Source organism: Lunatibacter salilacus, assembly GCF_009797935.1.
In the GTDB taxonomy this organism is placed as follows: domain Bacteria; phylum Bacteroidota; class Bacteroidia; order Cytophagales; family Cyclobacteriaceae; genus Lunatibacter; species Lunatibacter salilacus.
On the sequence record NZ_VOLC01000014.1, the window covers coordinates 48,626 to 69,374 of the forward strand.

Below are 20,749 nucleotides of genomic sequence, written 5' to 3' on the forward strand. Positions count from 1 at the left end.
TAATTATTATTGTTTACGCATCAAACCCAATAATGTTGCCTAAATACTAAAAATATAAATGAAAAGATTATATATTTTAAATTCAAAGAATAAAAAATTAAAAAAAGCCGTAAAACCAAATTTACGACTTTCTTGAATTAGACGGTGCTGTACGGTGTCTATTCTAGCAAATCAATTTTTTTTGCTATTATTTCTGCTTCTACCATTAGTTTGTCCGCTGCGGTACGATCCGAATGGGACATTATGTGAGCCTTTTCAAGAAGCTTTTTGTACGCTTCATTGAGTTTCTCCTTTTCAGTTTTTTTCTTAAATAATCCGAACATCTTTCCTTTTTTGTTAGTAAACATGCACAGAATCATTCTGTTCAAAATCAATCAAAGTTCTGAAATAACAAATCGTCACGCTGAACCTCTTCTTCTACAATTTCATCATTTTTAAACGTAATGATATCCTCAAGGTTCCCTGCTCGGGAATAGTATTTCCAAGGTCCTTCCTTCTTGCCATCAGTCATCCGGCCCTCAGATGCCAGTTTCCCGTTGTCATGGAAATATTTCCAGTTGCCATCTCCTTTTCCACCTTTGTAATTCCCCTCCGATTCAATACTTTCATTGATGTAATAGGTGATTCTGGTGCCATTTCCATCACTAAGCGTACCCGGATTCAATTGCTTGGTTCCGGTATAATTGTTATATTCGCTCACGTTTAGCAGTCTTCCGAACCTCCAAGTTTCTTCTTGAGTAAGTTGCTTATTGTCATAGAACAATCCCCAAACCCCATCTTCCTGGCCCAAGAAATAACTTCCTACTGATTTTAGCTGACCTCCATCGTAGTAGTAGAACCACTGTCCGTCTTCATTACCCAGCTTATATTCTCCTTCTGCAACTAGTATGCCAATTTTGTTAAAATATTTCCATAGTCCAGTCCGCTGATCGTTCCGATATTCACCGATGGAATATAGGTTTCCCTCCGGAAAATAACTTCTCCAGATTCCGGATTTCATGCCGTTCTCGTACACGCCTCTAACGGACGGTTTTCCGTTACTGTGATTTTCTTCATACTCTCCCACTGGAACGCCGACCTCATAAGTCATCTTTTTGGATAACCCTCTATTTGGAAAAAACTCTTCCCAAGTACCTACCGAAATATCATTTTCATACATTTCAACCCGCGCAGTACGGCGGTTTTCATAATAAAAAGTCCATGTACCAGTCTTTTTTCCAGAGGTATCATACATTTTTTCAGATTCAAGAATATTAGTCTCGGGGAAATAGCTTTTCCATTCCCCTACCTTTCGACCTTGCTCGTACCTGCCTTCCTCCAAAACTCGCTTATTGACACTAAATCGTTTGAAATCTCCGTGAGGACGGTTTTTCTCGTAGGATGTCTGTACAGCCAATTCTCCAAAAGGAGTATATTCCAAATAAGGGCCTTCCTTGACATCTCTAACAAATGTCTGTTTGACAGCAATCTGACCATTTTCGTAGTATGTAAGCCATTCACCATCCTTCTTTCCTTCCACATACCTCCCCTCAGTTTTCACTTGCTTGGGATCTACATAGGAATTCCTGCCAGTCGTACCATAAAACTCCCTATATGGACCTACCAACAAACTGTCTTGAAAAACTCCCTCTTTTATCAAAGCGCCGTCTCTGTCGAACTCCATATAAGCGCCATTAAGCCGATTATTTTTATAATCGGCGACAATATGCCGCCTATTGTTACTATGGTAGGTTGCCCATTGACCGTCTTTTAGGCCATTCTGAAAATTCCCCTGCTGAATAAGACTATTTGTCTTGGGGTTGGTGAATTTCCACAAGCCATCCATTTTACTGTTGATCATCACTCCTGAGCCCATAAGGGTGGAGTCCTTATTATATATGTTGACTGCTTGACCTTGGGCTAGGCTATTCGACAAGAAAACCAAACTCAAACCAACTGCAAAAAGATATTTCATAGAGTTTTTTGGTGGATGCTTTTAAATCTTACGGTAAGACTGCAAACTTGGTTCCAATTTAACTTTTATCATGCAAAAAAAGTACAGTTTTTCACGATATTTTAAAACCAGTGAAAAGAAAGCGCCAACCCTTGAAATACAAAGACCCACGATCTCTTTAGTACTATTCACCTTTAATCTTTCGAAGCGCAGATAAAATCCGTTTCAGTTCTGAAAAAAGAATTTCCTCGGTTTCAGTAAAATCAACGCCAAAGGGGACTTTTTTTACTAACTGAAACCTCCCCAACAATGAATTGTTTGGTACCGAGTCCGCAGAAGGTATTTTATTAAATTCATAATCTCCCACTATTTGCTTATATGAAAATGGCGAGGAAGCTATTGAAATAAAAAATCCGTCAAGACTTCTATCCTTGAGAAAATTCTCTAATTGCTTACCATCAAAAAAACTTTTACTTATTAAAACAAAAAGAAACATACCTTTTCCCCACCAATGAAGTAATCTGATATTCAGGCCTGTTTCAGGGTCGAAGTCGCGGATAATGTCTAAAACTTGGTAGGGACAATGCTCCAGTTCATTTCCTTTGCTAATTTTTGTCCCTTTATGATTAGGGTGGACTTCCTTAAGATCGTCTAGAACGATAATATTGGAAATGTTCTCCAACATACCAATAAAGGCTTTTTTTGCCTCATGGATTTCCTCAAATAACTCTTTATTTCTGTAGATAAATAATGCCTTTTGGAAAGAATCCATGCTGTTTGTGATTTTATACGCCTACCATTGAATTAATGCCGATCCCCAGGCAAATCCGCTACCAAAGGCAGCCAGGCATATTAAATCTCCCTCCTTAATCCTACCCAGCTCCATTGCCTCGCTAATTGCTATCGGAATTGTTGCCGCAGTGGTGTTTCCGTACTTCATAATGTTGTTAAAGACCTTTTCATCTGGAAGTTGCAATTTCTGTTGAATAAATTGGCTAATTCTCAAATTTGCCTGATGTGGAATCAATAAATCAATATCCGCGATGTCTTTCTTGTTCGCCTGTAAAGCCTCCAAGATAACCTCGTGAAAGCGGACTATTGCATGTTTAAAAACAGTATTACCGTTCATGTGCAGGTTAAACCCTCCCTCCTCAATCATTTCTTGAGAAATCCGGACTTCCCTGCTGCTTCCCGGGTCTTTCACGTAGAGTTCCTCAGCGAAATCTCCGTCTGCATGTAAATGCGTAGAAAGAACACCTCTGCCCGGTGAATCTGTCGGCTGCATTATAACGGCTCCCGCACCATCAGCAAAAATGACCGCACTGGACCTACCTTCATTACTTTTATCCAACGCGGAGGACTGGATCTCAGCACCAACTACGAGAATTGCCTTATACATCCCCGTCTTGATGTATTGGTCCGCCACAGAAAGTGCATAGATGAAACCGGAACAGGCATTTCGTATATCCAACGCACCGATACCCTGAAGTCCCAACTCCCGCTGTAAAAGAACACCATTTCCAGGTATAAAGTAATCTGGGGTGATGGTTGCGAAAATGATAAAATCAATTTCCAGGGTTTTTATTCCTGCCCGCTCAATAGCCATTTTTGCGGCCTCAACAGCCATGCTGGTTATCGTATCTTTTCCAGGAGTAAACCATCGACGTTCCTCAATTCCGGTTCGTTCCACAATCCAATCGTGATTCGTGTCCATCATTTGAGCCAAATCATCGTTGGTTACGATCCTGTCAGGCAGGTAATGTCCTGCTCCCGTTATTCTGGATGTCTTCATAGGTGATGTTAATTCAAAAACTTGACGTACTTACAACAAATATCCTATATTATCGGGAGAATACAAGTTTGGACATTAATTGACTGTCCCGATTACAATTGAAACAAAATTCAACCATCCCATTGTCATCAAGCGGATGATTGTAGGTTCGGAACCCGTTGTGGAATAAAACTTGCTGAACTATATCGTGAAAAATATAATTTTTTTGAAAACATTTTGTTGTCATTCCAATTATGGAAAGTGCAAAAAAAATCGTTTTTAGCCAAAAACACCATAATTACTTTTACGGCTGATTAAAAAAAAATAAACATTCATTTGCTTATTTGATTAATTGGTAACTATTTAAGCTATTGTTATAACTTGACGGAAAGGTTAATTGAATAGTACAAATTGCATTTATTTATATTCTAAATATCAAAATACAAAAAATGCTATTTGTTTTTCGTTTTTGTCCAAATAATTTAATTTTAATTAAATCCCTATATCTCTAATAGATCTATGAACTCATCTAGCTACTTCAAAATTTCATCCGCTCTTATGTGCCTGCTTTTCATGGCGACATTTGGGTTCGCTAAAGGAGAAATGCTTACATGGATGAAAACCCAACGTACCTTTAATCATTCTCTTGAAACAGAGCCTATCCGCAAGGTAGAAGATACTGTTTTTCGGATAAATAGAGCTGTTCTTTCACCTATTAATTCATCCAATATTGTTAGCAGAAAAAACGAGATTTATACCAAACATCTCGATCTTTCCATAAAACAAGAAACCCTCCATGCGCTGGCCAAAACCACCAATATGACTGAAAATCCACAAAAAAATGGCGAATTTGGAGCTCAGATGCGTGGGGGAGGCAAAGCCAGAGGGTACCGGGAAATGAGGGGGTATCGGGAAATGGACTCAGAAAGCCAATTTTTCGAAGATTCAGAAGTGGTAGACAACGCACGGGTTATACGGGTATTCCCGAACCCAGCCATAGATTGGATAGCTATTTATCTTCCTGGCACCATAGACGTGAATCAAATTTTACTTCATGATATGACTGGAACTGTTGTTAAAGACTGGATACCAGAAACCAATTTTGCTGAAGCAGGTTTGATAAAAATAAGCACGGAAAACATTTCGCCAGGCACCTACTCGTTGCGAATTATTGGTAGCAATATTGCATTAAAGCCTATAAGGGTTCTGATAAAAAAATAGGTTTAACCCGGATCATGTAGTTGGATTTGTGCAGCCTGTCCCGACTAAGTCAGGACAGGCTGCACAAACCCAAGAAAATCAGTAACTTTATAGAGGTAGACGTAGTCATCCCTACGGTAAATTCGAAAAGTGAAGCGACGCCGCTGATTTTAAAGCGTTTTAGGTCCGCAGCAGAAATTATATGCCTATTCCGGGTTTAAATTCTGCCTTGAGACTTCAATTTCCAATATCTCATCAGACCGGCTACGGACATCCAACTGGGATTAGCAAATTCATATAGATTTCTTGTTTCATCAGACACATTCAAAGACAGCATTTGTTGGGTGGTATAGGCCATAAATTCAGGGATGATCTCTTGGGGGTCTAAGCCCATATCGAACTTAGGTTTCATCCAATATGACCAGTCGTCCAACATTTCCTCCAGCGCTTGAAGGTGATCATGAACCAAAGAAATCTCACCAAAATGGGTTAGCACCATTTTTTGTGGATTGATAGTTTTTATAAGATTTATAGAGCGTTTCCATTCTTCTATGTTGATATCCGGAGGGGGACATGGGGGTACTACTGGTCCTTCTGCAATTTTGACTCCCGCTACATCTCCGGTGAACAGCAATTCACCTATCTCCCAGGCGATGTGATGAACGGCATGACCTGGAGTATGCCAAGCCTTTACCCGAAGTCCGTCTAGGTCAAGTACTTCTTCATGCTCTACGGCTACCAACAACTCTTTGGGAATGGATTCCATTTTCCCCCAAAGCTTATCCATATTCTCCCCGTAAATCTGGGCTGCGGAATTCCAAAGCTTCTCTGGAGATGCCAAATGTGGTAGTCCTATTGGATGTACATAAATCTTCGCTCCTTCGTTGGCCAGTTTCCATGCAGCACCGGCATGGTCAAAATGAATATGGGTCAGCAACACGTGCCTGACTTGGTCCAACGAATAGCCTACGTCCTCTATGCCCTTCTTCAACATTGGAAATGTACTTTCCGGGCCACATTCAACAAGCACAACGCCCGATTCGGAAGGTATTAAAAAGCAGCCAATGGTTTGTTTGGAGTTCATAAACTCCAAATCGATTATTTGGTATTGTCGCATTAGCCAAAGAGAGTATAATTTCCAAACTGATCCATAGGAAGGGTCTTACGAATGACGAAGGGCGTATCATTCCCTACTTGGTTGACAAGGGGAGAGACAGTGTAGCTAAGCATGGCACTGTCCGGATAAGGCTTCAACATGGCCAGCAACTCCTCCTCGGAAGTGGAATCGTTCAACCAAGCGGTTTCCATATTTTTATCTATTATCACAGGCATCCTGTCGTGGACATCCGTCAATAATTCATTTGGTGTGGTAGTCAAAATTAGAAATGTATGTTTTACATCTCCTTCAGTCGTCTCATATTCATCCCAAATCCCCGCCATGGCAAACAGCCCCCCGTCCAAGAGGGTGAACCGATACGGGGTTTTTGTCTTTTTGCCCACCCGTTTCCATTCAAAAAACCCATCAGCAGGGACAAGACAACGTTTTCGTTGAAAAGATGCCTTAAATGAAACTTTTTCATTGATCGTTTCCGACCGGGCATTTATAAATTTCTGGGAAACAGGTTTGTTTTTGGCAAAATCCGGCGTAATTCCCCAATAAAAGTGGGAAAAACCATGTGGACTTTCTGCCGTGATTACAGGTACAAGTTGGGTCGGCGCAATATTATACCTCGGCTGGAAAGGTTCTAACATTTCAGCTTGAAACCGTTCTTCCAATTCCAGTTTGTTTTTTGCCAGTGAATATCTTCCGCACATAGTAGCTTCAGTAGAATTGAGTTTTGATAAGTTAATAATCTGATTGGAGAAATTCAAGTGCTCTTTTTTCAGACCAATATACATCCTTTCGGTTTCTTGGGGCAAAACCGACATGACCGCCATTTTCCGGGAAATCCATGTAGATGTAGGGGAATTGAACACCCAGTACTTCCGGATAACAAGAGCTACTCAAGAAAGGATCATTCCGTGCATTTAATATTAAAACGCGAGCCGAAATTTTTGAAAGGAAATTTATAGAAGAACATCGGGTATAGTAGTCCTCCGCTCCCTCAAAGCCATGAAGAGGCCCAGTGTAGACGTCGTCAAATTGCCGTAGACTCCGTATGCTGCTCAATGTTTTTATTTGGATTTCCTTTGGGAAAACCCGTGATTTTTGAAGAATCTTTTCTTTCAGAGTTTTCAAAAACCGCTTGGTATAGAGTGAATTTTCTCTTCTGCCTATTTGATTACTTGAACCTGAAAGATCTAATGGAACTGAAATTGCTACAGCTTTTTTAACCTTGTACTTTGTCGGATGATCTTCTCCGAGATATTTAAGCGTAAGATTTCCCCCCAAACTAAACCCAATCAGGCATATTTCACGGTATCCACTGTGAGCGTGTGCGATGACGGTTTCCAGATCATCGGTGGCTCCGGAATGGTAGAAGATAGGCCTTCGGTTCATTTCTCCACTACACCCGCGGAAATTCCAAGAAAGCACATCCCATCCGTTTGAGAAAAAATAATTGGCCATGCCGACCATGTAGGGTCTTCTGCTATCACCCTCCAAACCGTGGCTGATTATAAGAAGCCGTTCTGACGAAGATTTAAGCCAGTCCAAATCTAAAAAATCCCCATCCGGGGTAGTAATCCTTTCTCTATCAAAGGATAATGGACACGGCGTTCTCAAAAGGGCCGGAACAATCGTTTGAATGTGCCCATTGAACATGAGAAATGGATGAACATAATTTTGATTTTTTATAACTGGCATTTCATTAATTTGCAGACCCTAGTTTGTGTGCCGACGTGAAAATACTATTATTAAATTTGAATAAACATATTTTAAGAACTATTTTTGGATTGCGGAAATTTAGAATTCGAATAATTTAACATATGGCCGAGATAATACGAATGCCCAAAATGAGCGATACCATGGAAGAAGGGGTCATCGCACAATGGTTGAAGAAAGTAGGTGATGATATCAAACCGGGAGATATTCTGGCAGAAGTGGAGACCGATAAAGCTACCATGGAATTGGAATCCTACGAAGAGGGAATTTTGCTTCACATAGGAGTAGAGGAAAAAGACTCCGTGCCGGTAAATGGTGTCATTGCCATCTTGGGTGAAAAGGGCGAAAACATAGATGAAATTTTAAAGGATCTTAAAAGCGGCGGTGACGGAGGTTCGAAACCGGAAAACGCTAAAAAAGAGGAAGAACCTAAGAAAGAGGAGGAGTCAAAGGATAAGCCATCTCCTGATAAAGAAAAATCCGAGGAAAAAATCGATGTCTCCGGAATAGCCGCCACAGTAATCACCATGCCAAAAATGAGTGATACCATGCAGGAGGGAACAATTGCTGCCTGGCTTAAAAAAGTGGGAGATGATGTCAAATCAGGTGATATCTTGGCTGAAGTGGAGACCGATAAGGCAACTATGGAACTGGAATCCTATGAAGATGGCAATTTGCTGTTTATTGGAGTAGAAGAAGGTGACGCTATTGAAGTTGACGGTGTAATTGCGATCATTGGAGAAAAAGGTGCGGATTTTGAGGCTTTACTAAAAGCGCACAAACAAAAAGGCAGCGGCGAAGAGGAAAAATCAGCAGCTCCCGAAAAAGCGGAAAAATCTACGGAAAAAGACGCTGAAGACAAAGGTGAGCAGCAAAAAAATACGCCTAAGACAACCTCTACAGCTGAGGGAGACCGTATAAAGGCCTCTCCGTTAGCAAAAAAGATAGCCCAAGAAAAAGGAATTGATATCGCCCAGGTTTCCGGTTCCGGTGACCACGGCCGAATAGTCAAAAAAGATATTGAAAGCTTCAGTCCAGCGGAGGCAAAAACCGACGCTTCAGCAGCTACAGCCACCGGAGTTGGCTTAGGACAGGAATCCTTTAGGGAGGAGAAAGTTTCTCAGATGCGGAAAGTGATCGCCAAGCGCTTGGCGGAAAGTAAATTCTCCGCGCCTCATTTTTATCTTACCATGGAAATCAACATGGACAAGGCGATAGAAGCGAGAAAAAGCATGAACGAAGTAGCCCCTGTCAAAATATCGTTCAACGACCTGGTCATCAAAGCTTCCGCAGTAGCTTTAAAGCAAAATCCGAAAGCAAACTCTTCCTGGCTTGGAGACAAAATAAGGTTTAATGATCACGTACACATCGGGATGGCCGTCGCCGTTGATGAAGGCCTGCTGGTACCCGTCATAAGATTTGCAGATGCCAAATCCCTTTCACAAATCTCCAACGAAGCCAAATCCCTTGCTGGAAAAGCAAAGAAAAAAGAACTCCAGCCCAAGGATTGGGAAGGCAATACCTTTACCATTTCCAACTTGGGAATGTTTGGCATCGATGAGTTTACAGCGATTATAAATCCGCCAGATGCCTGCATCCTGGCCGTAGGAGGTATAAAAGAAACGGTAGTCGTGAAGAATGGCGAAATGAAAGTGGGAAATATCATGAAAGTGACACTCTCCTGTGACCACCGAGTCGTAGATGGAGCTGTGGGCTCTGCTTTCCTTCTCAGTCTTAAGAATCTATTGGAAGATCCCGTAAGGTTACTGATCTAAGGTCTCCAATTGTTAATCATGTCAAAAAGTCCTATTTTTTAGGACTTTTTGCTTTAAGTACAGTATTTGAAATGAACGAATCAAAGATATTTTCATGGAAAAATTAAAATCCACTACCGTGGTAGCCGTCAAGCACGGTGGCCAGGTAGTTATAGGCGCCGACGGGCAAGCCACCCTTGGCAACACAATAGCCAAAAGCAGTGTCAATAAAATTCGAAAACTTCAGGGGGGGAAAATTGTTACCGGTTTCGCCGGATCTACGGCGGATGCATTTACGCTGTTGGAAAAATTTGAGGAGAAACTGGATGCCTACGGTAATAACATGAAGCGTGCCGCTGTAGAATTGGCGAAGGAATGGCGGACGGACCGCATGCTCAGCAAATTGGAGGCTATGATGGTGGTTGCTGATGCTGAGGACATTCTGATTATATCGGGCACAGGCGATGTAATCGAGCCGGATTTGGCTATAGCATCGATCGGCTCCGGAAGTATGTATGCGCAGGCAGCCGCACGGGCGTTGAAAAAATATGCCCCTCATCTTACTGCGGAAGAGATGGTCAGAGAAAGCCTGAATATCGCCGCGGATATTTGCATTTATACCAACCATAATATCATTATAGAGAAAGTGGCCATGTAACAAAAAAAAACAGGGGAAACTTTCCCCTGTCTTTGGAATATATATAGTCGGTTTTTAATTGGTTATCTCAATTTTTCCAGAATTCACCTCTCCTTCCTGAAGATTAGGTATGGAAAAAATCCATGTTTTTGATTTTTGATTTGCTTCCGTTTTCATAGTTAGCCTTAATTGTAGAGATTTTTTTTTGAGTAGATATATAGCACTGTATACCCAAGAATATGCCAAATCATTTTTTTTTAGAAAACACGTAATTGGCCTCCATGGAGCAGTTAAATATAGGTGCAGCTTGTAAGGTGTGTTCATTTATGGACATACACTAAATGAAATTCGGACAATTTCACCCACTTAATATTCTTCCCAAAAAAACGGCAGGAGTCCTTGATTGCCTGTGTTGATTTATTTACCTTACCAAGATGATTGCGTTTACTCCCTCCCCTCCTTACTATGCGGTAATTTTCACTAGTGTAAAAACCGATAAAGATTCAGGTTATGCGGAAATGGCCCATTACATGGAAAAGCTGGTAATAAATCAACCGGGCTATTTGGGACATGAATCTGCCCGGTCGGAATTGGGGATAACGGTCAGCTATTGGGAAAGTCTGGAAGCCATTGAAGGATGGAAAAATCAACTTGCACACCGCATTGCCCAGGAAAAGGGAAAAGAACAGTGGTATGCCTCTTACCGGATACGTGTGTGCTTGGTAGAAAGGGAATATGGTTTCCCAAACACCTGATGACATCCTAATCCCTGCTAAATACCATAAATCAACTATTTTTGATTTATTACTTATTATTTTAATAGTTTAGAAAATTGATACCGATAAATTATACAACTTAACAAATACGAATGAAAGCAAACAATTCACCCGAAAAGGACAATGCCCGCAGGTCCTTTTTGAAAACTTCGGCTACCGCAATAGCGGGATTTTATATTGTCCCAAGACATGTATTGGGAGGGCCTGGCTTCAAAGCCCCGAGTGACAAATTGAACATTGCAGGAATCGGTGTAGGTGGTAAGGGATACAGTGATATCAGAAGTTTTTTCCAAAGTGGAAATGCGGAGATCGTGGCCTTATGTGATGTGGATGATGAAAGAGCAGCTAGAAGTGTCGCTGATTACCCTAAAGCAAAGTACTTTAGGGACTATCGGGAGATGTTGGAAAAAGATCATGCTTCATTTGATGCCGTTTCTGTATCCACCGCTGATCACAATCATGCTGTACAGGCTTTAGCGGCCATGCAGTTGGGTAAACACGTTTATGTCCAAAAACCTCTTACACACGACATCTACGAAGCCCGTATCCTTACTCAGGCGGCAGAAAAATACAAAGTTGTCACCCAGATGGGGAATCAGGGATCATCGGGTGACGGTGTCCGTATAATGCGGGAATGGTACGCTGCGGGTCTAATTGGAGAGGCAACCAGTGTATGGTGCTGGACGGATCGGCCAGTTTGGCCTCAGGGCGTTCCTTGGCCTGCGAGCTCGGCGAAAAAAGCCCCAAAAACCTTGGACTGGAATTTATGGTTGGGGACAGCTCCGAAAAAGCCATTTACTGAAAATATACACCCCTTCAACTGGAGAGGCTGGTGGGATTACGGAACGGGCGCATTGGGAGACATGGCCTGCCACATTATGGAACCCGCATACAGGGTCCTGGATTTGGGCTATCCTACGGAAGCCGAATGTAGTGTTGGATCAGTTTTTACCGGGGAGTTTACTCGCGGATATTTCCCGGAGAGTTGCCCCCCTTCTTCACACATTACCTTAAAATTCAAAAGACCTAGTGGAAGAAACTTGGATTTTCATTGGATGGACGGTGGCATCAAGCCGTCAAGACCTGACGAACTCGGAGCAAATGAACAAATGGGTGATGGTGGAAATGGAGTAATCATCGAAGGAACTCGCGGTAAAATGATGTGTGACACATACGGCATTAATCCAAGGTTGTTACCTATCAGTCTGAACGAAAGCATTAGTGTGCCGGCTACCCTCCCTCGGGTTCCTGACGCTATTGGAGGGCACTATGCCCAATGGGTCAATGCTTGCATCGCAGGTCATGGCAGTCAGGAATTTAAGGAATTAAGCTCTCCTTTTTCCATTGCCGGTCCATTGACTGAGACTGTACTGATGGGTAACTTGGCGATCCGAAGCTACGATTATCGTACTGAAAAAGCAGATGGAAAAGGATACAACTACCCTGGTAGGGATATTAAATTGCTGTGGGATGGAACGAACATGAAGGTTACTAATTTCGACCCGGCCAATGAATTTGTAAAACGGGAATATCCGGCGGGTTTTGAACTGCCTAAAATGTAAAACAAAAAAAGGAAAGCCAAGGCTTTCCTTTTTTATTTTTCAGTCTCTTATGTAAATCAACCTTTGGCAATCTATTACATCACAGTTAGATCCAGAAATATGTCAATTTGTTGAACCTATTTTCATAGACTGTAATCCGAAACCAACCGATCTCAGAGTCGATATGTATCTCATTTGGTTCTAGTAATAATTAGCATGCCATTTCTTCTAATTCTTTCTTTATCAACTCACTAGATCCCCTACCTATTTTCTTATGTCTCCAGACGGCCATAATATAGGTTTCAGCTTGTTGCAACCCACGGTAACCATTGCAAATTTTAGCCTGTAAAGCTTTGACATCAGAAAAATTTTGAATTAGTCCATATTCATTAAGATCCTCGGCTGTTACCGGGCCTAAAATACTCCCTAAATTAGATAGCGCACTATATCCATATCCGGTGTCAAGAAGGTCGTATCCCGCAAATTCAAACCCCTCCAATATCAGTTCATTACAAGACTCGCCTGGCTCCTTGATAACCGCCAACAAATTGCAGTTTTCCCCGTCGCCTATAATACCCTTGACATATTCCAGAGAGGTAAATAAACCTGTGCGTTTACCTTGCTCATGATAGCTAAAGGCATCGTTATTTCCCATTTTTAATATGTTCAGTTCGGGGTTAAGGAATTGGTCTAAAGACAAAAGTTCTTTCATCTGGCTAAAACCGTTCCATACTTTAAATTCTTCCCACGTCAATCCCTCCTTCGGAAAAGCCTGATTGAATGGCTCTCTTCCCGTATATAAAACAGTCATACTAATAATTTATTGGTTAAAACAGCATCAAAAATGAGAACGATAAATTGGATCATCTTCATAATATCTACAACGATTTATTAGCAAATTTATATAAAATAAATTGGGATCTTGTTTTTATTGAGAAAACTTTTTAAGAAAAAAAATACTTAAAGTGCTTCAAGCCACCTTTTTGCTTCTTTATTGCGTGCCAACTGCAAATTCACGACTTCGCTCAACAATATTTCAGCTAAATAAAAATCTTCAGAATCCCCCGTTTTCAATAGAGCCATGGCCTGCAGAAATTTACCCTCATTGGAATGAAGGTCTCTGGAAGCCAGCTTTTCAAAGTATATCAATGCTTGATCAAATTCATCCTGTGCCAAGTGGGCTAAACCTAGATTTTTTTCAGCCTCACTATTTAGTCTTCAAATAAAGCTTGGTCGTTGGTGATAAGTGCCTCTATGTATTTTTGATCGGGGTGAACCAACGTCCCAATATAATTTCAATATGGCTGAAAAAAAAGAAATAGACTCAAACAAAAATATAAAATCAATGATTTTTCTTATTCAGCATACCAAATCTCAATCTGTCTACCTATCATCATGATTTTAGGCCTTATCAGACGACGTGATTTTAAGGGTTCTGACAGAGAGTTCATCCCTAGAGCAGTAGTAGACTCATAGATAAGGTCAAAACACTTATGAAAATACCTATACGGGAGACAATAGTAGACAAATCCGGCTCGATATTGTTACCAATGCCCCCCTATTTTAAATCGGTCTATTTTAACATTCTCAGTTAGGTGTTACCATTTTTACAGGGGGGGCCATGGGTTTGTTTTTAGAGAAATAATTGTTTAATCCAAAATACATCACCACGGCAAAGCACACTACCGGCACATAATAGGATAGCCCTATATTTCCCGTTATATCCGATACTTGACCTTGTGCAGCAGTGATCACTGCACCACCCAGTATAGCCATAATCAGTCCCGAACCCCCAAGTTTTGTGTCATTCCCCAATCCAACTGCGGACAATCCATAAATAGTTGGGAACATAAGCGACATACATACAGATACCATGACCAAAGCGATGACGCCTACCATTCCGTTGGAGTAAATCACCAGCAGACAGCAGATTAAAGCAGCAAACGAGGAGATAGCCAAAAGGATTGAAGGTTTGAAAAATTTCATTAGGCCGGTAAACAAAAAGCGGCTCAACGCAAACAAAATTAAAGATAACAGATAGTAATCGGAAGCTTCACTTTCATTCATGTTGAGTTCTACCATGACATACCGGATAGTAAATGACCAAACTCCAATCTGGGCGCCCACATAGAAAAACTGAGCCATTACCCCAAGTTTGTAATTCTTATTTTTAAGCAAGCGCTTAAATCCGGCAATGACACCGTCCGTCTCGACCGTCTCCGATGCCACTGGCATGCGGACTGCTTTTATGACAAACCAAACGACAACTAAAAATAAAGCAACTCCCACGTAAGTACCCATAACCCCGATTAATTCCTCAGATTGTATTGCCTTGAGCGCTTCCGGACTCATGCTCGACCGATCCGTAGCTTCGGCAGTGTTCAAATTGGAAAGAATAAACACCTTACTCAGATAAACGCCAACTACCGAACCTATTGGGTTAAAGGACTGTGCCAAATTAAGGCGTTGAGTGGCAGTTTCTTGGGGTCCGATTACAAGGATATAAGGATTGGCAGCAGTTTCTAATATCGAAAGACCTCCTGCCAACACGTACAGTGCAAGGAGGAAAAAACCGTACGACATGGTGACACCGGCGGGATAAAACAATAAAGAGCCGACCGCAAAAAGTCCAAGACCTAATAAAATCCCGGATTTGTAAGTGTATTTTCGGATAAAAAGTGCGGCAGGCAAGGCAAGGCAAAAATAGGAACCGTAAAATGCCAGTTGTATCCAGGAAGTCTGGAAATCTGTCATACTCATAATGCGTTTGAACGCCGCCAACAGGGTATCAGTCATGTTGTGCGCAACACCCCATAGGGCAAATAGCGAGGTCAATAAAAGAAAGGGCCAGAAATCTTTCTTCGAAATAAGGCTGGATTTGGCTGTTGTGCTGGATTGGGACATGGGTTTATTTGGAGGTAAATGGTTTACAGAAAGCTTATGTTGGAAATTAACTTGCGATTCTTCATTTCTTCCCAAAATTCAGGAGAAATAGGTTCCCTCGTTGCCCTGAAATTTTCGGCAACTTTATCTTGGTCCGCAGTGCTCAGTGCCACACTAGACACTCCCGGTACCGAAAGACCAAACTGTATACAGGCATGGGAAGGTACGATTCCAAATGATTGGCATACATCAAAAAATGACTTACGCCAGTTTAACAAGGCTATATTTTCTGGGGTATCCGGACGTATTGGGAGGTAATTAAAGTGGTCCCCGCCCACCAAAAATCCGCCCTGAAAAACAGCGGCATTGATAATCCCTACTTGCTGAACTCGAAGTTGTTCTATAAAGTCAAGCAAGGGCTGGGGATGGTGGTAAACCGTAAGGCTATTGGCAATCATTACCCAATCCAAGTCTACCTGGTCATAAATACGGGGTATTACCCGCCAGTCTTTGGCTCCAACTCCTATCCCGGCGATCAAGCCCTGCTTTTTTAAATCATGAAGAGCTCTATATGCTTCCAAAATATCTTCAAATCGCCTCTCCTCCTCCGCTGTATCCTTCGCCGCTGCCAGGTATTCGTCTGGATCGTGGACGGATACCAATTGGGGGACATAGTGTTTGAGCAGTTGATTCCCTTCCTCAAAACATTCCAAAATACCGTCATAACTTATCCGTTGAACGGCATCGTGGCTGATATCTTTCCACACACCGGGCTCAAAAGTAGGCTCAGGTCCTATCAAGGGGCTTCTAACCCATCCCAATTTGTTGCTGATGACTATTTTATCGGCAGGAATCTCCAGTTGATGCAAGCATTCTCCCAAAACCTCCAAAGCAAGCCCCGCACCATATTTTCCGGCAGAATCAAAAACGGTATTTGGGGCTGTCAGGTCTAGACACTTTTTTATAATTCCACACTTTTCCTCCAGTGGCATGGCCCTGTAGAGATTTCCTAAATCACTACTTCCAAAGACTATGGAGGGAATCATCAACCCGGTTTTTCCAAAAGCTGCCGTTTCCACCATTTTATACCGAAGATTGGGGAATAAATCCACTTGATTGAATCACTATACCTTTTTTTTGTCGTAATACCTGTCTCGTTCAAAAGTATCCAAATGGCGGTGTTTCTTTGTGTCGTATATATCGGCTATAGTCAGTAGTATTCCGGTCTCTTCCACAGCACCAAATTCATAATTCATAGCGGTTCCGAAAGTTTTCATCGTTGAAGATAGGTTCATATACGTGTTGATGAGAGGGGGAATGTTTTCTCCCAATCCCCTAACTTTAGAATTTAACAGCTTATACCCTTCTTTATAGGAAAGACCGTCAAACATTCCCTGGACTGTGGCCACATCGCCTTTGTAATCCAATCTTTCCATAGGTTCAACAAGCTTATCTTTGTCGGGAAAATAATGGTTCATAAAATACAACAGGATATCTCTCGCTTCTTGGTTGTAGTGGGGATACATCGTTACCTTGCCGAATAAAAACTTGATTTCCGGATTAATCATGACCACTGCTCCGAGACCATCCCACAGGTTGTCCAAGGAAAAGAGGCCTTTTCGATTGTCCATACTTGGCTGATACCGCGGTTGAACCCAGGACCTGCCCAGCTCAATGGTGTACGGAAGATAGTCGCTGATGAATTTATCGGAAAATTTAAACAGATGGGCGGTGGACAAGTTCAGGTTGCCGTGGCCATCGACTCCTGCTTCGGAACATTTAATTAAGCGATATCCCGCTATAATTTCTTCATCCACTGGATTCCAGGCTATTAATTGCTCGTAGCATTTCTTGCAGGTATCATTTTTGTCAATATCTAAAGGTAACCCTGTACCACCTCCTGCTGCACGAAAGGAAACTTCCCGCAATCGTCCAATCTCCTGCATGACATGTGGAGCGTTATGGTGATTTACCAGGTAAATTTCATTTTCTCCATTATTGACGTAACGTAAAAATCTCTCTTGGTTAAGCTCATTCTTTAACGTCGCTCGGTCTATTGGAGCTATTATTTCTTGCATATTTATTTATCTTGGGCTAACTCGTAAACCATGTTTTTGACTGCTTCCGCCCAGTATAGGTCACTCTTTGAAGCATCAAAGTACTTGTAAGAAATGGGTTTTCCTATATGGACAACTATTTTTTTATTTTTCTGGCCAAACATTTCATCTGCCAGATAGAACATCTCAATGTTTGCCTTTATGCCTACTTTCTTTCTAATTCTCGCAAGATTATAAAAAAATTCGGAGTTTTTCCCCTCCACATAAATGGGGACTACATCCTTTTTATACTTTTTCGCTTTATTGATGAAACTTTTTTTCCATTCCAAGTCCTTTATACCGAATTCCTGTTTGCGGGAAACTAATCCTGCTGGAAAAACAATAACGGCATCTTTACCAGAATACGTCTCCTCTATCATCTCCACACCACGCTTGCCACTACTTCCATGTTTATTGACGGGGACGAACAAATCTCCAAAATTGGGAATATTTAAAAGTATATCGTTTACCAGAAACTTCAGGTCATTCCTGAACTTACCCAACACATGCATCAATACCACTCCATCTAGTGCTCCGAGCGGATGGTTGGATGCGAAAATAACAGACCTATCCAAGGGAATGTTTTCTTCTCCCATATAGGAAACCTCTACACCAAATTCACCGATGAGGGCATCTACATATTCCAACCCATAAAGGTGCCCATGTTTAGCCATCACTCGGTTGACTTCATCTTCGTGTACAATCCTTTTGATGTACGATAAAACAAACCTCGGCATCCATTTGACAAGTCCGGGGTTTTTTCCCGAAATCACCTTTTTGATGTCTATAAACTTTTCCTTTTTCTCCACGCTTATTTTTTTACCTCACAAAAATATAAAAAATTAATTTAGCAGGGGACAAAATTCATCTTTGGGAATTATGACCGGAAAGCTTCCCCTACAATTCAGACTATAAAACCCCGCAAAAACGGGTGCTTGAAGGAGAAAACAATTTATAGAAACGCTATTGTCACAAAACCAATGAACAATTTGCAGCAGATAACGGTTGTAATTTGTAAGCCACCTAAATAATCACTAAATGAATCTAGCCATTACGGGCCCAACCTCAGGGATAGGTGTAGAAACTGTAAAAGCTCTCGCATCAAAATTCAACAGGATATTTTTACTTGTAAGAAGCGAAGAAAAAGCAGTTTCTCTTATAGCTGAATATTTTTCGTCTTACGATAAAGGAAAGTTTGTTATCATTCCCTGCGACTTGGGAGATTTGACATCTGTATCAAAAGCTGCAGACTTGATCAAAGACCAGGTAGATTCCCTCCATGTGTTGATAAACAATGCCGGGGGAATTTTTCCGGAAGGCAAACTTACAGTGGACAAGCTGGAACAAACCTTCCAAATCAATCACTTGGGGCATTTTCTTTTAACCATCAAATTGAGGCCTTTATTGGAAAATGCGGGAGAGGCAAAAGTAATTAACGTGAGCTCTGAAGCTCACAAAGCCGCAAAACCTAAACTGAAGGAGATCAACGACATATCTAAGTATAGTTCGTTCCCCGCCTATGCCAATGCCAAATTATTCAATATACTATTTAGTAAATCTCTTTCTGAAAAATACGCAGATAAAGGAATCTATTCCTACTCACTGCATCCCGGGGTTGTAAAAACGAATTTTGGGGGGGATTTTTCAGGAGTTTTTAAGATCCTGATAAAACTTGCCCAACCTTTCATGATTAATGCAGCTCAAGGAGCAAAAACCACTGTTTTTCTTGCATCCACAGCTACCGCTTCCCTAGAATCCGGAGCCTATTTCAAGAAATCCAAACCGGCAAACCCCTCTAAAACTGCCGCATCAGCCACGCTTCGGGAAAAGCTCTGGATCTTGAGTCAGGATTTGGTGAAAGAATACCTTTGATGGGAATGGAATTATTGGGAAATTCGTCTATTCAAATGCCTCCCAACTAGGGGGATACTTACAAGAACATGTAGCCTAAATTTATCCCGGATACCCTATTCCTCGATTTGTTTTGATGATATGAACAGAACCGTATTTTTCCTTGCCTGCTGGATGGCGTTTTTTCTAGATGCTAACAGTCAATCTTTACCAGAGAATGAACTTACATTGGAAGAGGTTTTGGCTATCGGACTGGAACAAAACCCGGTATTGCTGCAATATAAAAATCAGGAATCAATCGTGGGGTATCAGGTTAAAGCCAATCTCTCTGGGTGGCTTCCCGAAGTAGTGGTCGACGGCGATTACGTCCGGTATTTTTCGCAGCCGACAGCAATTTTTCCTGATTTCAATAATCCTGAATCCGGACAATTCCAAGAGGTACGAACCGGTATTCCGTTTAATTCCAGTCTTAATTTTTCGGTCAATCAACCACTTATTAACAACGAGCTCATCCGCTCCCAACATCAGGCAAGTCCACTTAGGAAACAAGCTGCTCAGTCCTTGGAGGATTTTAAAATAGAACTTGTCAATCAACTAACAGTTACTTTCTACGAAGCACTCTTGGCTCAGGAGCAGGTGCAACTTACCAGTGAAGACATCAGAAGACAAGAAAAACAACTCCAAGATGCCAAGCTGATGTACGAAACCGGATTAACTGATCAAATAGATTACAAGCGGGCACTAATAAATATCCAAAATAGCCAAAGCGCGCTCTATGAATACCGGGAAGAAACTAAAATAAAATCTGCACAGCTCAATTCACTAATGGGTTATCCTAAAGAAAGATCCCTTGAGTTGACCGCCTCTTTGGAAGAGCTACTGGATGAAATATATCTGGATACGCTCGACCAACCCATAGTAGGCAACCGAATAGAATATCAACTTCTCGAGACCCGAAGAGGCTTGCAGGAAGCTGAAATCCGCTACCAAAAACGAAAATTCATTCCAACATTATCAGCTTTTTACAATTACAACATACTGTATCTAAGTCCTATCGGAAATGAGTTATTTGATCAGGGATATCCTTTTTCACTGATAGGCGTGCGGCTTAATTACCCTCTTTTCCAGGGAGGCCGCAGGATCTTTGAGGCTCGGGAGGCCGCTCTTCAGCTTGACAATCTGGAATTGGAGCAGAATGATTTCAGCAACCAAGTACAGGCTGCACACCAGGAAGCGATAAGCAGGTATAAAAACCAGTTGTATCTATTTAACATTCAAGAACGAAACAAAAAACTGGCGGAGGAAATTTACGAGGTTGTTTCTTTGCAATATGAAGAAGGCATTAAAAATTTTCTAGAAGTAATTGTAGCAGAAACTGACCTACGTACGAGTAGAATCAATTATACCAGATCCCTATTTGCCGTATTGACGAGTAAGCTAGCGGTACAGCGGGCTCGTGGAGAGGTAATAATAGACTATTGAC

20 protein-coding genes are annotated in these 20,749 nt (G+C 41.5%); 7 read left to right on the forward strand and 13 right to left on the reverse strand.

Translation table 11 applies throughout. From position 1 onward, the window contains the following. Nucleotides 1-158: 158 nt before the first annotated feature. From FQ608_RS18065 to FQ608_RS18080, 4 genes are all read right to left on the reverse strand, one after another. On the reverse strand, nucleotides 159-323 hold the full coding sequence (locus FQ608_RS18065; protein ID WP_158860005.1) for a Lacal_2735 family protein: 165 nt from the start codon (nucleotides 321-323) through the stop codon (nucleotides 159-161). A gap of 47 nt (nucleotides 324-370) precedes the next feature. Next, nucleotides 371-1,954, reverse strand: coding sequence for a toxin-antitoxin system YwqK family antitoxin (locus FQ608_RS18070; RefSeq protein WP_158859891.1), 1,584 nt, complete (start codon nucleotides 1,952-1,954; stop codon nucleotides 371-373). Between the two features lie 163 nt (nucleotides 1,955-2,117). Next, on the reverse strand, nucleotides 2,118-2,705 hold the full coding sequence (locus FQ608_RS18075; protein ID WP_158859892.1) for a hypothetical protein: 588 nt from the start codon (nucleotides 2,703-2,705) through the stop codon (nucleotides 2,118-2,120). Between the two features lie 21 nt (nucleotides 2,706-2,726). Beyond that, nucleotides 2,727-3,725 carry a 3-oxoacyl-ACP synthase III family protein gene (locus tag FQ608_RS18080; RefSeq protein ID WP_158859893.1) on the reverse strand — a complete coding sequence of 333 codons (999 nt, stop codon included), beginning with the start codon at nucleotides 3,723-3,725 and terminating at the stop codon, nucleotides 2,727-2,729. A gap of 498 nt (nucleotides 3,726-4,223) precedes the next feature. Here FQ608_RS18080 and FQ608_RS18085 point away from each other — a divergent pair, with 498 nt between their 5' ends. Further along, complete coding sequence (locus FQ608_RS18085; RefSeq protein WP_158859894.1) at nucleotides 4,224-4,925, forward strand: T9SS type A sorting domain-containing protein; 702 nt, start codon at nucleotides 4,224-4,226, stop codon at nucleotides 4,923-4,925. A gap of 196 nt (nucleotides 4,926-5,121) precedes the next feature. On the opposite strand, the gene FQ608_RS18090 is transcribed toward FQ608_RS18085, so the two are convergent. The 3 genes from FQ608_RS18090 to FQ608_RS18100 are packed head-to-tail and all read right to left on the reverse strand — an operon-like array spanning nucleotide 5,122 to nucleotide 7,710. Continuing rightward, entirely contained in the window at nucleotides 5,122-5,988 is an 867-nt protein-coding gene (locus tag FQ608_RS18090) for an MBL fold metallo-hydrolase (RefSeq protein ID WP_234364265.1), read from the reverse strand. Between the two features lie 32 nt (nucleotides 5,989-6,020). Beyond that, complete coding sequence (locus FQ608_RS18095) at nucleotides 6,021-6,719, reverse strand: SOS response-associated peptidase (RefSeq protein WP_158859896.1); 699 nt, start codon at nucleotides 6,717-6,719, stop codon at nucleotides 6,021-6,023. 31 nt (nucleotides 6,720-6,750) lie between these two features. Next, a complete protein-coding gene (locus FQ608_RS18100) occupies nucleotides 6,751-7,710 on the reverse strand; it encodes a YheT family hydrolase (RefSeq protein WP_158859897.1) in 960 nt (319 codons plus the stop codon). Between the two features lie 122 nt (nucleotides 7,711-7,832). On the opposite strand from FQ608_RS18100, the gene FQ608_RS18105 reads away from it, so the two are divergent. The 4 genes from FQ608_RS18105 to FQ608_RS18120 all read left to right on the forward strand — a co-directional run bounded on the left by FQ608_RS18105 (nucleotide 7,833) and on the right by FQ608_RS18120 (nucleotide 12,457). Next, entirely contained in the window at nucleotides 7,833-9,503 is a 1,671-nt protein-coding gene (locus tag FQ608_RS18105) for a pyruvate dehydrogenase complex dihydrolipoamide acetyltransferase (protein ID WP_158859898.1), read from the forward strand. A 94-nt stretch (nucleotides 9,504-9,597) separates the two neighbouring features. Next, nucleotides 9,598-10,140 carry an ATP-dependent protease subunit HslV gene (gene hslV / locus FQ608_RS18110; protein ID WP_158859899.1) on the forward strand — a complete coding sequence of 181 codons (543 nt, stop codon included), beginning with the start codon at nucleotides 9,598-9,600 and terminating at the stop codon, nucleotides 10,138-10,140. 413 nt (nucleotides 10,141-10,553) lie between these two features. Beyond that, on the forward strand, nucleotides 10,554-10,874 hold the full coding sequence (locus tag FQ608_RS18115; RefSeq protein ID WP_158859900.1) for an antibiotic biosynthesis monooxygenase family protein: 321 nt from the start codon (nucleotides 10,554-10,556) through the stop codon (nucleotides 10,872-10,874). A gap of 113 nt (nucleotides 10,875-10,987) precedes the next feature. Next, the gene (locus FQ608_RS18120) at nucleotides 10,988-12,457 is read left to right on the forward strand and encodes a Gfo/Idh/MocA family protein (protein WP_158859901.1); all 1,470 of its coding nucleotides are present in this window, start codon (nucleotides 10,988-10,990) and stop codon (nucleotides 12,455-12,457) included. 190 nt (nucleotides 12,458-12,647) lie between these two features. Here FQ608_RS18120 and FQ608_RS18125 read toward each other — a convergent pair whose 3' ends face one another. The 6 genes from FQ608_RS18125 to FQ608_RS18150 all read right to left on the reverse strand — a co-directional run bounded on the left by FQ608_RS18125 (nucleotide 12,648) and on the right by FQ608_RS18150 (nucleotide 18,224). Further along, nucleotides 12,648-13,247 carry a hypothetical protein gene (locus FQ608_RS18125; RefSeq protein WP_158859902.1) on the reverse strand — a complete coding sequence of 200 codons (600 nt, stop codon included), beginning with the start codon at nucleotides 13,245-13,247 and terminating at the stop codon, nucleotides 12,648-12,650. A 149-nt stretch (nucleotides 13,248-13,396) separates the two neighbouring features. Further along, nucleotides 13,397-13,612 (reverse strand): hypothetical protein, encoded by a 216-nt coding sequence (locus FQ608_RS18130; RefSeq protein WP_158859903.1) that lies wholly within the window; start codon nucleotides 13,610-13,612, stop codon nucleotides 13,397-13,399. Between the two features lie 411 nt (nucleotides 13,613-14,023). Continuing rightward, nucleotides 14,024-15,340, reverse strand: a complete 1,317-nt coding sequence (gene fucP / locus FQ608_RS18135) for an L-fucose:H+ symporter permease (protein ID WP_158859904.1) — start codon at nucleotides 15,338-15,340, stop codon at nucleotides 14,024-14,026. Nucleotides 15,341-15,363: 23 nt separating this feature from the next. Beyond that, nucleotides 15,364-16,401, reverse strand: a complete 1,038-nt coding sequence (locus FQ608_RS18140; RefSeq protein ID WP_158859905.1) for an aldo/keto reductase — start codon at nucleotides 16,399-16,401, stop codon at nucleotides 15,364-15,366. Between the two features lie 42 nt (nucleotides 16,402-16,443). Beyond that, nucleotides 16,444-17,397: a GNAT family N-acetyltransferase gene (locus FQ608_RS18145; RefSeq protein ID WP_158859906.1), complete on the reverse strand. Its 954-nt coding sequence runs from the start codon at nucleotides 17,395-17,397 to the stop codon at nucleotides 16,444-16,446. Nucleotides 17,398-17,399: 2 nt separating this feature from the next. After that, nucleotides 17,400-18,224 (reverse strand): 1-acyl-sn-glycerol-3-phosphate acyltransferase, encoded by an 825-nt coding sequence (locus tag FQ608_RS18150; protein ID WP_234364266.1) that lies wholly within the window; start codon nucleotides 18,222-18,224, stop codon nucleotides 17,400-17,402. Nucleotides 18,225-18,453: 229 nt separating this feature from the next. Between FQ608_RS18150 and FQ608_RS18155 the strand changes: the two genes are divergently transcribed. Both FQ608_RS18155 and FQ608_RS18160 read left to right on the forward strand, forming a co-directional pair. Beyond that, a complete protein-coding gene (locus tag FQ608_RS18155; protein ID WP_158859907.1) occupies nucleotides 18,454-19,287 on the forward strand; it encodes an SDR family NAD(P)-dependent oxidoreductase in 834 nt (277 codons plus the stop codon). Nucleotides 19,288-19,407: 120 nt separating this feature from the next. Continuing rightward, nucleotides 19,408-20,748 carry a TolC family protein gene (locus tag FQ608_RS18160; RefSeq protein WP_158859908.1) on the forward strand — a complete coding sequence of 447 codons (1,341 nt, stop codon included), beginning with the start codon at nucleotides 19,408-19,410 and terminating at the stop codon, nucleotides 20,746-20,748. Nucleotide 20,749: the final 1 nt, after the last annotated feature.

What these genes read in the sequence shown, in the direction of transcription:
- FQ608_RS18160 (WP_158859908.1), top strand. Translation starts at nt 19,408, where the DNA reads ATGAACAGAACCGTATTTTTCCTTGCCTGCTGGATGGCGTTTTTTCTA.
- FQ608_RS18075 (WP_158859892.1), bottom strand. Translation starts at nt 2,705, where the DNA reads ATGGATTCTTTCCAAAAGGCATTATTTATCTACAGAAATAAAGAGTTA.
- FQ608_RS18140 (WP_158859905.1), bottom strand. Translation starts at nt 16,401, where the DNA reads ATGGTGGAAACGGCAGCTTTTGGAAAAACCGGGTTGATGATTCCCTCC.
- FQ608_RS18125 (WP_158859902.1), bottom strand. Translation starts at nt 13,247, where the DNA reads ATGACTGTTTTATATACGGGAAGAGAGCCATTCAATCAGGCTTTTCCG.
- FQ608_RS18080 (WP_158859893.1), bottom strand. Translation starts at nt 3,725, where the DNA reads ATGAAGACATCCAGAATAACGGGAGCAGGACATTACCTGCCTGACAGG.
- FQ608_RS18155 (WP_158859907.1), top strand. Translation starts at nt 18,454, where the DNA reads ATGAATCTAGCCATTACGGGCCCAACCTCAGGGATAGGTGTAGAAACT.
- FQ608_RS18120 (WP_158859901.1), top strand. Translation starts at nt 10,988, where the DNA reads ATGAAAGCAAACAATTCACCCGAAAAGGACAATGCCCGCAGGTCCTTT.
- FQ608_RS18105 (WP_158859898.1), top strand. Translation starts at nt 7,833, where the DNA reads ATGGCCGAGATAATACGAATGCCCAAAATGAGCGATACCATGGAAGAA.
- hslV (WP_158859899.1), top strand. Translation starts at nt 9,598, where the DNA reads ATGGAAAAATTAAAATCCACTACCGTGGTAGCCGTCAAGCACGGTGGC.
- FQ608_RS18070 (WP_158859891.1), bottom strand. Translation starts at nt 1,954, where the DNA reads ATGAAATATCTTTTTGCAGTTGGTTTGAGTTTGGTTTTCTTGTCGAAT.
- FQ608_RS18085 (WP_158859894.1), top strand. Translation starts at nt 4,224, where the DNA reads ATGAACTCATCTAGCTACTTCAAAATTTCATCCGCTCTTATGTGCCTG.
- FQ608_RS18065 (WP_158860005.1), bottom strand. Translation starts at nt 323, where the DNA reads ATGTTCGGATTATTTAAGAAAAAAACTGAAAAGGAGAAACTCAATGAA.
- FQ608_RS18090 (WP_234364265.1), bottom strand. Translation starts at nt 5,988, where the DNA reads ATGAACTCCAAACAAACCATTGGCTGCTTTTTAATACCTTCCGAATCG.
- FQ608_RS18095 (WP_158859896.1), bottom strand. Translation starts at nt 6,719, where the DNA reads ATGTGCGGAAGATATTCACTGGCAAAAAACAAACTGGAATTGGAAGAA.
- FQ608_RS18145 (WP_158859906.1), bottom strand. Translation starts at nt 17,397, where the DNA reads ATGCAAGAAATAATAGCTCCAATAGACCGAGCGACGTTAAAGAATGAG.
- FQ608_RS18115 (WP_158859900.1), top strand. Translation starts at nt 10,554, where the DNA reads ATGATTGCGTTTACTCCCTCCCCTCCTTACTATGCGGTAATTTTCACT.
- FQ608_RS18100 (WP_158859897.1), bottom strand. Translation starts at nt 7,710, where the DNA reads ATGCCAGTTATAAAAAATCAAAATTATGTTCATCCATTTCTCATGTTC.
- fucP (WP_158859904.1), bottom strand. Translation starts at nt 15,340, where the DNA reads ATGTCCCAATCCAGCACAACAGCCAAATCCAGCCTTATTTCGAAGAAA.